This is a genomic window from Vibrio sp. nBUS_14 (assembly GCF_051201655.1).
In the GTDB taxonomy this organism is placed as follows: domain Bacteria; phylum Pseudomonadota; class Gammaproteobacteria; order Enterobacterales; family Vibrionaceae; genus Vibrio.
Map to the genome: position 1 here is coordinate 605,363 of NZ_CP179206.1, position 13,856 is coordinate 619,218.

General features: G+C 44.4%; 11 protein-coding genes. 8 read left to right on the plus strand and 3 right to left on the minus strand.

What is annotated here, in order from left to right; genetic code table 11:
* Positions 1–119: 119 nt before the first annotated feature.
* Positions 120–800: a TIGR00153 family protein gene (locus tag ACMAZD_RS02805; protein ID WP_192889926.1), complete on the minus strand. Its 681-nt coding sequence runs from the start codon at positions 798–800 to the stop codon at positions 120–122.
* Positions 801–1,007: 207 nt separating this feature from the next.
* On the opposite strand from ACMAZD_RS02805, the gene ACMAZD_RS02810 reads away from it, so the two are divergent.
* A complete protein-coding gene (locus ACMAZD_RS02810) occupies positions 1,008–2,525 on the plus strand; it encodes a CYTH domain-containing protein (protein WP_435248486.1) in 1,518 nt (505 codons plus the stop codon).
* A gap of 51 nt (positions 2,526–2,576) precedes the next feature.
* Here the strand turns inward: ACMAZD_RS02810 and ACMAZD_RS02815 are convergent, their stop codons facing one another.
* Complete coding sequence (locus ACMAZD_RS02815; RefSeq protein WP_435248487.1) at positions 2,577–3,326, minus strand: ion transporter; 750 nt, start codon at positions 3,324–3,326, stop codon at positions 2,577–2,579.
* A gap of 97 nt (positions 3,327–3,423) precedes the next feature.
* Here ACMAZD_RS02815 and ACMAZD_RS02820 point away from each other — a divergent pair, with 97 nt between their 5' ends.
* From ACMAZD_RS02820 to hldE, 3 genes are all read left to right on the plus strand, one after another.
* A complete protein-coding gene (locus ACMAZD_RS02820) occupies positions 3,424–4,680 on the plus strand; it encodes a methyl-accepting chemotaxis protein (RefSeq protein ID WP_435248488.1) in 1,257 nt (418 codons plus the stop codon).
* A gap of 386 nt (positions 4,681–5,066) precedes the next feature.
* Positions 5,067–7,916 carry a bifunctional [glutamate--ammonia ligase]-adenylyl-L-tyrosine phosphorylase/[glutamate--ammonia-ligase] adenylyltransferase gene (glnE, locus tag ACMAZD_RS02825; protein WP_435248489.1) on the plus strand — a complete coding sequence of 950 codons (2,850 nt, stop codon included), beginning with the start codon at positions 5,067–5,069 and terminating at the stop codon, positions 7,914–7,916.
* Positions 7,917–8,037: 121 nt separating this feature from the next.
* Positions 8,038–9,468 carry a bifunctional D-glycero-beta-D-manno-heptose-7-phosphate kinase/D-glycero-beta-D-manno-heptose 1-phosphate adenylyltransferase HldE gene (hldE, locus tag ACMAZD_RS02830; protein ID WP_435248490.1) on the plus strand — a complete coding sequence of 477 codons (1,431 nt, stop codon included), beginning with the start codon at positions 8,038–8,040 and terminating at the stop codon, positions 9,466–9,468.
* Between the two features lie 167 nt (positions 9,469–9,635).
* Here hldE and tolC read toward each other — a convergent pair whose 3' ends face one another.
* Positions 9,636–10,955, minus strand: coding sequence for an outer membrane channel protein TolC (gene tolC, locus ACMAZD_RS02835; RefSeq protein WP_435248491.1), 1,320 nt, complete (start codon positions 10,953–10,955; stop codon positions 9,636–9,638).
* Positions 10,956–11,182: 227 nt separating this feature from the next.
* Here tolC and nudF point away from each other — a divergent pair, with 227 nt between their 5' ends.
* Genes nudF through yqiA form a run of 4 tightly spaced genes read left to right on the plus strand, consistent with a single transcriptional unit; the run spans position 11,183 to position 13,747 of the window.
* Positions 11,183–11,812, plus strand: coding sequence for an ADP-ribose diphosphatase (nudF, locus tag ACMAZD_RS02840; RefSeq protein ID WP_435248492.1), 630 nt, complete (start codon positions 11,183–11,185; stop codon positions 11,810–11,812).
* A gap of 4 nt (positions 11,813–11,816) precedes the next feature.
* On the plus strand, positions 11,817–12,257 hold the full coding sequence (locus ACMAZD_RS02845; RefSeq protein WP_004736016.1) for a DUF1249 family protein: 441 nt from the start codon (positions 11,817–11,819) through the stop codon (positions 12,255–12,257).
* 60 nt (positions 12,258–12,317) lie between these two features.
* On the plus strand, positions 12,318–13,142 hold the full coding sequence (gene cpdA / locus ACMAZD_RS02850) for a 3',5'-cyclic-AMP phosphodiesterase (protein ID WP_435248493.1): 825 nt from the start codon (positions 12,318–12,320) through the stop codon (positions 13,140–13,142).
* Positions 13,142–13,747, plus strand: a complete 606-nt coding sequence (gene yqiA, locus ACMAZD_RS02855) for an esterase YqiA (RefSeq protein ID WP_435248494.1) — start codon at positions 13,142–13,144, stop codon at positions 13,745–13,747. The genes cpdA and yqiA overlap by 1 nt, the downstream gene beginning before the upstream one ends.
* Positions 13,748–13,856: the final 109 nt, after the last annotated feature.

The following is a 13,856-nucleotide window of genomic DNA, read 5'->3' on the forward strand; positions in this document are numbered from 1 at the left end:
TAGTTGTTTGATAACAAGCGGAACAAATTTAGACGCAAAAAACCGCTCAGCGAGAGAAATACTCAGCGCATAAGTGGTTTGGTTAAAAAGTGCTCTTCGTTATATGGTTAACGTATGATTTAAGATCGAGAAAGCATTACTTCAAGACGAGCGCCGACACGCTGTGCTTGATCTGCAATACCACCAACCCATTCAAGAATCTTGTACAAGAACATGATGTCAACTGGATTCAGACCTTCTTCTATCGCCATAAGCTGTTGGCGTAGTTCGATCTGCATCGCATCCGTGTCATCTTCAATTACATCTAATTGATGAATCATTTCAGCAACGAGTGTTACTTCACGGCCCTTAAAGCCCGTTTCAAGCAATTCGTCTAATTCATTGATTACGTTTTGTGCTTGGTTCGCTGCATCTAGACAACGTTTAACGTAAGCGATGAAGTTCTGTTGCATTGGAGCAGGAATGACAAGTTGACGACCATATACACGGCCAGCAATGTCTTTCGCTAGGTTTGCTAGTTTGTCTTGTTGAGTTAAAAGCTCCAACATGTCGGTGCGATCAACTGGCATAAACAAACCGCGAGGAAGTTTAAGGCGAATTTCACGTTTTAGTACGTCAGCTTCTTTCTCAAGGTGAGAAATTTGAGCTCGAATTTCAGATGCTTTCTCCCAGTCACCTTTTGAAGAAACTTCAAAGAAATTAACTAGGTGAGAACAACATTCGTTCACGCATACTACGTGACGCTGCAAAGGTTTAATTGGGGACTTTGCAAATAACCCCATAATTGTATTTACTGGCATGGTCATCCAACCTAATAAATAATAACCTTAAAACAACATACACCATATTCATGGTGAAATGTTAAGCGATGGCTACAAAGTCGCGCATGTTAACCTAATCAATGTCTCATTAAAACTGTTTTAGATCATCATAAGGGCGATATTTCTGACTTGCTGACTTTTCAAATTGGCAATATCCTGTCCCTATCTTCACAGAAAGGTATAACTATGGAAACCGAGATAGAACTGAAGTTTTTTGTTTCTCCTGATTTTTCAGAGACTTTACGCAATAAAATTGCTGAAACTAAAGTACTTCAGCACAGTTGTCGTGAGCTAGGTAACATCTACTTTGACACCCCTGACAACTGGCTACGCAAGCACGATACAGGCTTGCGTATTCGACGTTTTGATGACGTATTTGTACAAACCGTTAAGACCGCAGGTCGCGTGGTTGCTGGCCTGCATCAAAGACCAGAATACAACGCAGAACACCACAGCAATGAGCCTAAGTTATCCTTACACCCTGAGGATATTTGGCCAACAGGTAAGGACATCGAAACCTTACAAGCAGAGCTGACGCCTTTGTTCTCTACCAATTTCACTCGTGAACAGTGGCTGGTGGGTATGCCTGATGGCAGCCAAGTTGAAGTGGCATTTGACCAAGGTTTTGTCGAGTCAGGTGGCCTACAAGAGCCCATTTGCGAAGTCGAATTAGAACTTAAATCAGGTCAAACCGATGCTCTGTTTACTTTGTCTCGTCAATTCTGCGAGCAAGGTGGCATGCGTTTAGGCAATCTTAGCAAAGCGGCTAAAGGTTATCGTCTTGCTCAAGGTTATCAAGGAGATGAAGTGACTCCTTTAACATTAGTTGATACTGGCAAAACGGATACTGTTGAATCGTGTTTCATTCAATCTTTAGAGCATGCTCTCGCTCATTGGCATTATCACGAACAGATTTTCACTGAGCGCCAATCAATCGAAGCGCTGCATGAGATCAGTCACTCGCTAAGCTTTATCCGTCAAACCTTCACTATTTATGGTGGCATCGTTCCAAGACGCGCGAGTGCTATTTTACGTCAGGAATTAAAGTGGCTTGAGCAAGAGCTCGATTGGCTGAAAAGCTATGACCACTTCGAAGATTTTCTGGAAGATAAAGGCCACGTGCTGCGTAAACTTGATGCGCGCAAGTTCTTAGTGGCTGAGCTGAAAGAGATGCAAGAACAACTTCCTGATCGTGAAGACCTGCTTACCTTGTTGAGCTCTGCTCGTTATACCGGTTTGTTGCTAGACCTAAGCCGTTGGATCTTGTCTCGTGGCTGGCAACCATTCTTAGATGAGAAAGCGCGTGAGCAAATGGGGCGTGGTATCGAATGGTTTTCGGTGCAGCAACTCGATCGTACATGGGCAGACCTGATGGAAGCTTTCCCGCCAGAGCGAGTTATGACCAGCCAAGCGTATATTGATCAGCAATACCGTTTGATGCGTAATCTATATTCTGGCGTCGGTTTCGCGAGTTTGTATGATGACGATGAGCGCAACAGTTTCCGCTTGCCATGGGCGGATATGGTACAAGGCATTGATGACCTACTAGCACTGAAAACATTAGAGCCTTTGACTGAAAAGTTAGAAGGCGATGAGAAGGTTCAGCTAGAGCGTTGGTTGGCTCGTCAAGAGGTGTCTATCCTGCATGCGATGGAGCAGACGCGCCAAATCAGTGTCGAAGTTGAGCCATACTGGCAAGACTAGACTCCATACCTGTATCAAGATAAGTATGAATTTTTAAATAGGGCCTCGGCCCTATTTTTTTGTTTGTTGCTCGAGCTTCTCTAGTCGTTCGAGGATTTTCTGTTGCTGCTCTATGATCTTTTCAAGATGCTTCTCTTTGTTTTCAGCCCGTAGATTCTCATGATGAGTAGGAGAGGTGATTAAAGAGGTAATCAAGCCCGAAATCATACCAAAAACACCCACACCGCAAACAATCACCAGAGACGCCACTAATTTTCCTGAACTCGTTACTGGGTAATGGTCACCGTATCCCACAGTACTAATGGTAACGAAAGCCCACCATAAAGCATCTTGGCCAGTGGTAATGTTGGCATTAGGGTCCTTGTGCTCTAACAGAAGTATTGTTCCGGCACCTATGGTTAAGAGAATGACCAACAGCAGAATGATCGAAGCGAGAGTGGTCTCTTTTCGATTTCGAAATAGTTCTCTGAAAACACGTTTACCCGAGCGCAGAACAAGAATTACCCGCAAGATCTGAAAAATGCGAGCGAAACGAAGCGGTTCGACCATCGGGATGCTTGCTAAGAAATCGATCCAGTGTACTTTTAGGTAATCTTTCTTGTTTTGTGATCTGAATAGATCAATTGTGAGCTGAAAAAGAAAAACACTACAGATTATAAAATCGAGGCCGATAAGGACTTGTTTCGATTCTTTATCAATCGGTGCAAACAATAAGCCTGAGATCACACATAACGCTAAGAAAGAGAGAATCAGTGATAATAAGCTCATCGGCTTGGTTGTGTCTTTGATACTATTTAACATTCATACGAGGCTCAAAATAAATCGCGAACTTTGACTGAAGTAGCCATCTCGCGGATATAGAAGTCATCAATATATAAGAGTTAATGGAGAACTGACAATGACTAAACTGTCATTCAAGGCGTGGGAAAGGGTAATCTCTGACGTTCGTCTCGTTCCAAAAATGGTCATGCTGATGATATTCAGCACTATCTTGATCATTTCGAAGCAGCTATGGGACGCGAGCACGTTTTACGATTCATTACTTGCAGTAACGAACAATGCTCAAGTTGCACAGCAGCATTACGAGACTTACCTAGTTCAAGTGGCTTGGCAAACAGCCTTGATGATCATTGTGTTTGTGGTTCTTCTATTAGCCGCGGCGCGCGTTATGTTGCGCCAAACTCAATACCTAAATGATGCAATCAAAACTATGGCAGACAAGAACCTGTCAGTGCCAATTCATATGGATTGTAAAGATGAATACGGCGATGTAGCTCGTGAACTAGAGAAAACACGAGTTCAGTTGCATGACATGGTTAAAGCTCAGATTGCGTCTTCAGATGAGCTGTTTGCTCTGACGGAAGTGATGACAATCAGCATGTCAGAAACCAAAGACTCGGCTCAAGAAGAGTTCAATGAGATCGATCAGTTAGCGACAGCTATGAGTGAAATGAGTTCTACCGTACAAACTGTAGCTGAGTACGCACAAAGTGCTTCTTCATTGACTGAACAAGCATCAGGCCAAGCATTGACGGGTCAGAAGTTCGTTCAAGGTTCTGTTTCTAAGATGAGTGAGCTATCTTCAGACATCGCGGCCTCTGCAGCAGCGGTAAACCAAGTCGAAGAGCGCGTTGATTCAATCGGTAGCGTTGTAGGCACCATCCAAGGTATTTCAGAACAAACCAACTTATTGGCACTAAACGCAGCGATCGAAGCGGCGCGTGCGGGTGAAGCCGGTCGTGGTTTTGCCGTGGTTGCTGATGAGGTTCGTAACCTTGCACAGCGTACTCAGCAAGCAACCGTCGAAATTCAAGATATGATCAGCCATCTACAAAGCAGCGCTAACTCTGCGGTAGAGCTAATGGAAAAGAGTGTTGTTGAAGCGGCTGAAGGTGTAGATCTAGTGACCAATGCTGGCTCTGAACTTGATGGCATCGTGAGCCAAGTGAACCAAATCAATGACATGAACTTCCAGATTGCGACAGCTGCAGGCCAGCAGAGCAGTGTTGCGGAAGAGATGAGTGTTAACCTGACCAATGTTCGTGAGCTTGTTGAAGCTTCAGTTATGGTGGTCGGTGAGCTTCTAGAGACCTCTCAGCTTATGGAAAGCAACGCGCAAGAACTGGACGGTAAGATTAAGCAATTCAAGGTGTAGCCTTAATTTCTCAATCCCTATTGTTAGTGCCTGTTTTCTAGAGAGAAAGGTCTAACTCGATAAGTTAACCGATAAAACGCCCACATTACTGATGTGGGCGTTTTTTATTGGCGTAACTTTGGTATAACTTATCTTGTACCAATCGTAGTAAATAACTGGTCACCCTAGCTTGTTAAAAATCTCGATAACAGCGTTAGAATTTTTGAATGTAGAATAACTACTTATCGAAACTATTTATTGAAAAGAGCAGCCTTGTTCTCAAGCTTTTTTCCTACGCTATCTCTGAACACTTACTTGCTGTGATTGGTATTAGTTATGAAAACTCGTTATTGAAAAACTGACCCAACAAATTGATTGTTCGCGCGCAGCTTATACAAGGAAGAAACATGCCATTGCCTTCTCAACTCGTCACTCATTCGCAGTCAGCTTTTGAGCAATTATTAGAGCACCAAAGTGAAGCCATTAATGCGTGGTCTGAGCCGCTAATTGAAGACCTTAAACATGTCTTAGGATTAAGCTGCTTTATCGGTGATTGCTTACAACGTGACACGATCTTATCGACGACTCTACCGGATATGTTGGAATGTGAGGAGCGTGCAGAAGGGTATCGTCGACGATTGGCTGAGCTGCTTTCAGATTGCACTGACGAAATGAGCGGCCAACGAGTGCTGCGTCAATTCCGTAACCGAGAGATGACCTATATTGCATGGCGTGACTTTATGGGCTCTTGGGAGCTTGAACAGAGCTTAAGTCATCTCTCTATGTTGGCTGAAGCGATGATCTTCGAGACTTATCAATGGCAATACGATATTTGTTGTAAAGAGTGGGGCACTCCTTGCAATGAGCAAGGCGAAGCGCAACCTATGTTGATCATTGGCATGGGCAAGCTCGGTGGCGGAGAGCTTAACTTCTCTTCGGATATCGACTTGATTTTTACCTACCCTGAAAATGGTGAAACACAAGGTGCGCGACGAAGTATTGCCAATGCACAGTTCTTCACTCGCTTAGGGCAACGTATTATCAAAGCGCTCGATCAACAAACCTTTGATGGGTTCTGTTATCGCGTCGACATGCGCCTACGTCCATTCGGTGAAAGCGGCCCATTGGTGATGAGCTATGCTGCGCTGGAAGATTATTACCAAGAGCAAGGCCGTGACTGGGAACGCTACGCGATGGTTAAGGCGCGAGTTATGGGCTGTGAAATGTATCCTCAGTACCAAGAACTTCGCCAGATGCTCCGTCCATTTGTGTTTCGTCGTTATATCGACTTCAGTGCTATTCAATCGTTAAGACGCATGAAGTCGATGATTGGCAGTGAGGTTCGTCGTCGTGGCTTATCGAACAACATCAAACTGGGTTCTGGTGGCATCCGCGAAGTGGAGTTTATTGCTCAAGTCTTTCAGCTGATCAGGGGCGGCCGTGAGCCAAGCCTTCGTGGACGAGGTCTACTTGAAACGCTAAGTGCTATTGACGATCTGAATTTGCTTGAGAGTGAAGAGGTAGGCCATTTACGTGATGCCTATCTGTTTCTACGCCGTCTTGAAAACCTATTGCAAGCTATGGGCGACAAGCAGACCCAAACCTTGCCTGACAATGATCAAGAGCAATTACAGCTAGCGATAGCGATGCAATTTTCTGATTGGGGTGGTTTGATTGACACGATCCGTGTACACATGGCGAATGTACACACCGTATTTGAAGACTTGATTGGGGTTGATGAAGAAGACGCGAACCCAATTGCGAGTCACTTTAGTGAACTGTGGGATATGGCCCACAAACCAGATCTGATTGAGCAAGTGTTAGAACACGATATTGCAATCGCTAGCCCTACTGAAGCAGCAAAAACGATTATCCAGTTTAAAGCTGACTTGGCTAAAAAGACACTTGGTCCACGTGGACGTGAAGTGCTCAATCGTTTGATGCCTAAAGTATTCCAAGCATTATATACCGCCAAAGATGCCGAGTTTGGCTTGTCACGCGTATTGCATTTACTGCAAAAGATAGTGACTCGAACCACCTATCTAGAGCTACTTGATGAACATCCTGCTGCTCTGACTCAGTTAGTTCGTTTATGTACAGCCAGCCCGATGATCTCGGAACAGCTTGGCCGTTATCCTATTCTTTTAGATGAACTTATCGACCCTCAGCAACTCTATAATCCTGTACCATTAGAGTCGTATAAGACAGAGTTACGTGATTATCTTGCTCGTATTCCTGAAGATGATATGGAGCAACAGATGGAAGGTCTGCGTCAGTTTAAGCAGACTTGTATTCTGAGAATTGCTGCCGCAGATATTGCGGGCGCTTTACCTGTCATGAAGGTCAGTGATCACCTTACCTATTTAGCGGAAGCTATTGTTGAGGCGGGTGTTAACCAAGCGTGGCTGCAAGTGTCAGCTAAGTTCGGTGAGCCCACTCATGTAAAAGACCGAGAAGGGCGCGGTTTTTCGGTTATCGGCTATGGCAAGGTCGGCGGTTGGGAGCTGGGCTATAACTCAGACCTTGATATTGTCTTCATGCACGACTGTCCGGTACACATCTATACTGATGGTAAGAAAGAGATTGATGGACGCCAGTTTTATCTAAGATTGGCACAGCGCATCATCCATATTTTTTCGACAAGAACCGCTTCCGGAATTTTGTATGAGGTCGACACTCGTTTACGTCCTTCAGGTGCGTCTGGCCTGTTGGTTAGCCCTACAGATGCGTTTGATGAGTATCAGCACCAAGACGCTTGGACATGGGAGCATCAAGCTCTGACTCGCGCTCGTATGATCTATGGCGATGAACTATTGGCGTCTGCGTTTAACAAAACGCGCCACGAGGTGTTGTGCTTACCGCGCGATGAAGCAACGCTTAAAAAGTCTGTTGTGGATATGCGTGAAAAGATGCGCGGGCATTTAGGCGGAAAAAAATCTGACCGATTTATGCTTAAACAGGATGCGGGTGGTATTACTGATATCGAGTTCTTAGCTCAATACTTAGTCTTGAGATACAGCAACGAAAAACCTAAGCTCACTCGCTGGTGCGACAATGTACGAATCTTTGAAAGCTTGTTGTCGCAAGGGATTATGGGTGAGCAACAAGGCGTTGTATTAACCAATGCGTATACGACACTGCGCGATGAAATTCATCGCCGAAACTTACTCAATCTAGATGCAGACGTAGCGATTGATAAATTTGAAATGGAAAGAGAGCATGTTGTTCAAGCATGGAAGCAATGGATAGAAGTTTAACCCTAGTTATTACTTGCATGACACCGTGTCTATTACGGTAAGCGTTTGCTAATTTTCTATGGTTTAGCCTCTGTAATCAGTGTGCTAGACTCTAACCAGATTCGATTTTTGGAGATCCATAATGAAACCAATTCTACCTGACTACAGCCAATCAGGCGTTCTTGTTGTTGGTGACGTAATGCTTGACCGTTACTGGTATGGCCCAACTGGCCGTATTTCACCAGAAGCACCTGTACCCGTTGTGAAAGTAGAAAATAACGAAGAGCGTCCTGGTGGTGCTGCCAACGTAGCAATGAATATTGCCTCTCTTGGTGGGCATGCTCATATCGTTGGTTTGACTGGAAAAGATGAGCCTGCTGAGGTGTTAAAAAACACCCTAGGTGCACTAAAAGTTAAATGTGATTTCGTTGAGTTAGAAGACTATCCAACCATCACTAAATTACGAGTGATGAGTCGAGGACAACAGCTAATCCGCCTTGATTTTGAAGACAAATTTGAGAACACGGATCCCGATCTTATTTTGTCTCGCATGGAGCAAGCGCTTCCTAATGTACGTTCGGTGATCCTATCTGATTACGCTAAAGGTGCACTTGAGCACGTCCAGAGCTTTATCCAAAAAGCACGCGCAGCAAAGGTTCCGGTATTCATTGACCCTAAAGGCGCTGATTTGGAACGCTACCGCGGTGCAACTTTGCTTACGCCAAATATGGCTGAGTTCGAGCTGGTTGCGGGCAAAGTAAAATCTGAAGAAGAAATGATCGAAAAAGGACTCGCGTTAATCGAAGAGTTTGATTTCGAGGCTTTGTTGGTAACGCGTAGCGAACATGGTATGACTTTGCTTCGCAAAGGTTTGGAGCCATTCCACTTGCCTACTCAAGCGAAAGAAGTGTATGACGTTACTGGTGCTGGCGATACTGTTATCTCAGTATTGGCTGCGTCTGTTGCTGCTGGTAAGCCATTGGATGAGGCGTGTGCATTAGCGAACGCTGCAGCTGGTGTCGTTGTTGGTAAGCTAGGTACGTCAACGTTATCTACTATAGAGCTAGCGGAAGCGATTCATGGTAGCCAAGACACAGACTACGGTGTGATCTCTGAAGCAGCCCTAGTTGAAGCGGTTAAGCGAGCTCGTGCGAAAGGCGAGAAAGTGGTTATGACTAATGGCTGCTTTGATATTCTGCATGCCGGCCATGTTTCCTACATGAACCACGCGGCTGAGCTAGGCGATCGTTTGATCGTTGCCGTCAATACGGATGATTCAGTGAAACGTTTGAAAGGCCCTGGTCGCCCAGTGAACCCAACCGATCGTCGTATGGCGGTATTGGCTGGCTTAGGTGCGGTTGATTGGGTTGTTCCGTTTTCTGAAGATACGCCTCAACGTTTGATCTCTGAAGTATTGCCAAGCATTTTGGTAAAAGGTGGTGATTACAAACCTGAAGATATTGCTGGCGGTGCGGAAGTGATTGCGGCTGGTGGCGAAGTGACAGTGCTTAACTTTGAAGATGGTTGCTCAACGACTGAAATCATCAAAGCGATTAAAGGTGGCCGAGGTTAACCCTTAGCCTCCTAGCCTCAAACCTTTAGCTTCAAGCGTATAGTCAGATTGTAAATCTAGCTTTTGATAGATAATAAAAATGCCGCTCAATGAGCGGCATTTATATAACTGCAATCTAATCACTTTATTAAAGACTCTGATTAGAGTCTTTAATTAGGATTTCATAATTACTTGCTTGCTACTTTTAGACCTGCGTTTACATCAACGATGTCTTGCTCGCTTAGTGTACCAACCGCTTGACGAAGCTGAAGCACACTTAGGATGTAGTTGTAACGAGCATCTGAAAGGTTTTTGTTCGCATCGTATAGACGACGAGTCGAATCTAGTACGTCAACGATAGTACGAGTACCCACATCAAAACCAGCTTCTGTTGCTTCTAGAGCAGACTGAGCTGAAACCACAGATTGTTCGTAAGCGCGTAGAGCACCGATCGAAGCTGTGATGTTGTTGTTGAATGCACGTACGTCTTTTACAACGCTACGGTAAGTTGCTTCTAGATCTTCACTTGCTGCAACGTAGTTGTATTCAGCCTGTTTAGTCAAAGAAGTTGTGTTACCACCCGTGTACAGAGGTACAACTAAGTTCAAACCAATGTTCAGGTTATCAGCATCGTAATCTAGAGCGCTGTTTGAGCTGTTAGTTTGTTCTGCAAGGCCATAGTTGCCATCTAACGTTAGGCTTGGCAGGTGACCAGAGCTTGCTAGAGAGATGTTGTCTTTAGCGATGTCTTGAGAAATACGCGATGCTAGAAGGCTCAGGTTCTTTTGCTCTGCTTGTTCAACAAGTGCAGATGCAGATTCAGAAGACTTGCTTGCCGAGAAACGATCAGTATCTAGGATGCTTAGGTTAGAGTGTTCTTGACCTGTAATCTCACGTAGACCTTCGTAGTTATTAATCAGAGTATTCTCTGCTAAAACTTCGTCAGCCAATACGCCATCGTACTGAGCTTGCGCATCATGTACATCAGTGATTGCTGAAAGACCTACTTCAAAACGTTGCTTGGTTTGCTCTAGTTGACGAGCCACCGCGGCTTTTTCTGCACGAACAAACTCTAGATTATCCTGAGCTCGAAGTACTTCGAAGTATGCTGTCGCAACACGAAGGATCAAAGCTTGTTGCTCTGCCGCATACGCTGAATCAGATTGACGAGCCGTTTTCTCTGCCGTGTCTAGTGTGATCCATGAAGAGCGTTGGTATAGCTCTTGGCTAAATCCAATGCCAACCCCCCATTGGTTGTTGTCATTGCTATTATCATTGCGGTCACCACGGTTGATATCGTAGTTTGCTGTTAGATTAATTTGCGGTAACAAAGAGCTACGGCTTGACGTTACTGCTTCAAAAGCGGCATCGCGCTGCGCTGCTGAACGAAGAAGTTGTGGATCGTTTTGTTTTGCTTGGTCGTAAACTTCAGCTAGCGTATCAGCAAAAGCTGACGAACTCAGGCTGCCAATTGCTGCACTGATAAATAGTGGAAGCAGTTTTTTCATTTTCCTATTCCTGCCTTTAATGGAATTTTCTTTAAAAGAGTTTAACCCAATTTGGTGGTAATTTACTCGAAACTTTGCACTTTTTTACATTTAACTGTCCACCTGTGCAATATTTTTTTCTTAAAACTTAACTTTAATTATAAAATTTATATAAAAAGTTGAACCTAATCCTTGGTAGTTAACTCGGACAATGAGTAAACTGTAACGATCACTTAGTGAGGTGCCAAATGCAACAGTATGACAATCAACGACATGAGTTTACTCCGCAAGATGTGGAAATAGTCTCAAAAGAGACGCTGTTTCGTGGTTTTTTCAAAATGGTTAAATATACATTCAAGCATAGGTTGTTTGAGGGAGGCTGGAGCCAACCAATAGAACGAGAGATGTTTGAGCGTGGACATGCTGCCGCTTTGCTACCTTATGATCCTGTGCGTGACGAAGTCGTGATCGTCGAACAGATCCGTGTAGGTGCCTTACAGCATGAGAACCCATGGCAATACGAAATTGTTGCTGGGATCACTGATACCGATGAATCACCACAAGATGTCGCTCGTCGTGAAGCAATGGAAGAAGCTGGAGTCGAAGTCGGATCTGTATTGCCGATTACTTCGTATTACCCTTCATCTGGCGGTTGCTCAGAAAAGCTCGATGTCTTTGTTGGCTGTGTTGATGCAACGACAGCCAAAGGGGTACACGGATTGGACTACGAAGGTGAAGACATTCGTGTGCAAGTGATGAGTCGTGGAGCGGCTTATCAGTTGGTAAAAGACGGTATGTTTGAAAATGGCGCCACGATCATTGCGCTACAGTGGCTACAATTGAACTACCAAGAATTACAGTCAGAGTGGATAGATTAACGTCATGCCAAATATAGCAGTCAAAAAACCGTATCATGTTGATCTTGCTGAATTGATGCGAGTTTACGAGACTAACTATGCCAAACTTAACGCTCTGTTACCGGTTGGGCATGAGGTTGGTGACGTTCGCTGTTACCAAGCCGTTAATATGGTGTATCAATTGACAGTGAATGAGGTCACAAAATACACCACTTTAATAGATATATGTCAGAGTGACGCGATGCCAGTGTTTCCTTTGCCAAAAATGTCTGTCAGGCTATATCACGACGCTCGAGTTGCAGAAGTGTGCGCTAGCGGGGATTTTTCGCGAGTTAAAGCGAAATATGACTACCCCAACACTAAGCTTTTGCAAAAGGACGAGAAATTTCAATTGAATAAATTTCTTGGGGAATGGTTAACGTTTTGTTTAAAAACGGGTATAAGCCGAACCCCAATTACCTTTTAATTGAACCTACTTAAACAACACTTTTAAAGTCTAAACAGTAACGTATCTGGATTTGTTATTTTGGAATTATCACACACTTCAAAATTTGATGAGAGCAGTATTAAGCTTGTGCAGCTAACGGATACGCATTTATTTGCGCCGAGCAATGGCAGCTTATTAAGCATCAACACTCAAGATAGCTTTCGTGCTGTAGTCGATGGCATTGTTAGCCACAACTTTGACTATCAAGCGATCTTAGCTACCGGCGATATTTCGCAGGACCACAGTGCTGAGTCGTATCAAAAGTTTGAGTCGGGAATTGAACCTTTGGCAAAACCATGTTACTGGTTGCCAGGGAATCACGACTTCAAACCTAATATGGGCAGTGTATTACCATCGCCACAAATTCAATGTGTTGACCATGTTCTGCTAGGCGATAACTGGCAGATGGTCATGCTGGACTCGCAAGTGGTGGGTGTACCTCACGGGCGCCTTAGTGATCAACAGCTTGACCTACTAGAACAAAAGCTGACTGAATTCCCTGAGCGCCACACCTTGGTTTTGCTGCATCATCATCCTTTACTGGTCGGTAGTGCGTGGCTTGATCAACATAACCTGAAAGATGCTGAGCAGTTTTGGGATGTGGTTCAACAGCACACCAATGTGAAAGCGGTACTTTGTGGTCACGTTCATCAAGATATGAATCGCAATCATCATGGTGTACAAGTCATGGCAACCCCATCGACTTGTGTTCAATTCAAACCAAACTCGAACGACTTTGCTGTTGATACATTATCTCCAGGCTGGCGAGAGATTGAATTGCACCAAGATGGCACGGTTACGACAGAAGTTCGCCGTTTACCTCATGGGCAATTCCTTCCTGATTTTGCTGCAGAAGGATACTAATGTCTGATTCTAATAAGCAAGTCGGTAAGCCATCATTGCTGCTCTATATTCACGGTTTTAACAGTTCGTCACGTTCCCACAAAGCGAATGTGATGGCGGATTACTGTGCTGAGCATCGTACTGATATTAAAGTCGTTACCCCTCAACTGCCGAGCTTCCCTCAACAAGCTGCACTTCATTTGCAGCAGCTGGTGGAGCAATATAAAGATCAATATCAGATCGCGTTAGTCGGTAGTTCGTTGGGTGGTTATCTTTCAACATGGTTAAATAGTCATTATGGTTTCAAGGCGGTGGTTGTAAACCCAGCCGTGAAGCCGTATGAGCTTCTGGCTGATTATTTGGGTGAGCAAGTAAACCCATACACAGATGAACGATATGTACTGGAAACAAAGCATATCGATGAACTGAAGGCGTTAGAGGTTCCGGCTATCGCTAAGCCGAGTGACTTCTGGTTACTTCAGCAAACGGAAGACGAAGTTCTGGATTACCGACAAGCGGTAGAGAAGTACCAAGGTGCGACACAGACAGTAGAAGAGGGCGGGGATCATAGCTTTGTTGATTTTGAACGTTACCCACAACAAATCGTCACTTTTCTAAACCTCTAATCTGTTTCATCAACAGAGTGATTTTCTCTTGTTTGCCTGTTATTTCATCTATCAATGGTGAAATATCATAGTTTGATGTCTTAGTTTTTGAACTAGCTTGACATCATTA

What these genes read in the sequence shown, in the direction of transcription:
- ACMAZD_RS02805 (WP_192889926.1), bottom strand. Translation starts at nt 800, where the DNA reads ATGCCAGTAAATACAATTATGGGGTTATTTGCAAAGTCCCCAATTAAA.
- ACMAZD_RS02810 (WP_435248486.1), top strand. Translation starts at nt 1,008, where the DNA reads ATGGAAACCGAGATAGAACTGAAGTTTTTTGTTTCTCCTGATTTTTCA.
- ACMAZD_RS02815 (WP_435248487.1), bottom strand. Translation starts at nt 3,326, where the DNA reads ATGTTAAATAGTATCAAAGACACAACCAAGCCGATGAGCTTATTATCA.
- ACMAZD_RS02820 (WP_435248488.1), top strand. Translation starts at nt 3,424, where the DNA reads ATGACTAAACTGTCATTCAAGGCGTGGGAAAGGGTAATCTCTGACGTT.
- glnE (WP_435248489.1), top strand. Translation starts at nt 5,067, where the DNA reads ATGCCATTGCCTTCTCAACTCGTCACTCATTCGCAGTCAGCTTTTGAG.
- hldE (WP_435248490.1), top strand. Translation starts at nt 8,038, where the DNA reads ATGAAACCAATTCTACCTGACTACAGCCAATCAGGCGTTCTTGTTGTT.
- tolC (WP_435248491.1), bottom strand. Translation starts at nt 10,955, where the DNA reads ATGAAAAAACTGCTTCCACTATTTATCAGTGCAGCAATTGGCAGCCTG.
- nudF (WP_435248492.1), top strand. Translation starts at nt 11,183, where the DNA reads ATGCAACAGTATGACAATCAACGACATGAGTTTACTCCGCAAGATGTG.
- ACMAZD_RS02845 (WP_004736016.1), top strand. Translation starts at nt 11,817, where the DNA reads ATGCCAAATATAGCAGTCAAAAAACCGTATCATGTTGATCTTGCTGAA.
- yqiA (WP_435248494.1), top strand. Translation starts at nt 13,142, where the DNA reads ATGTCTGATTCTAATAAGCAAGTCGGTAAGCCATCATTGCTGCTCTAT.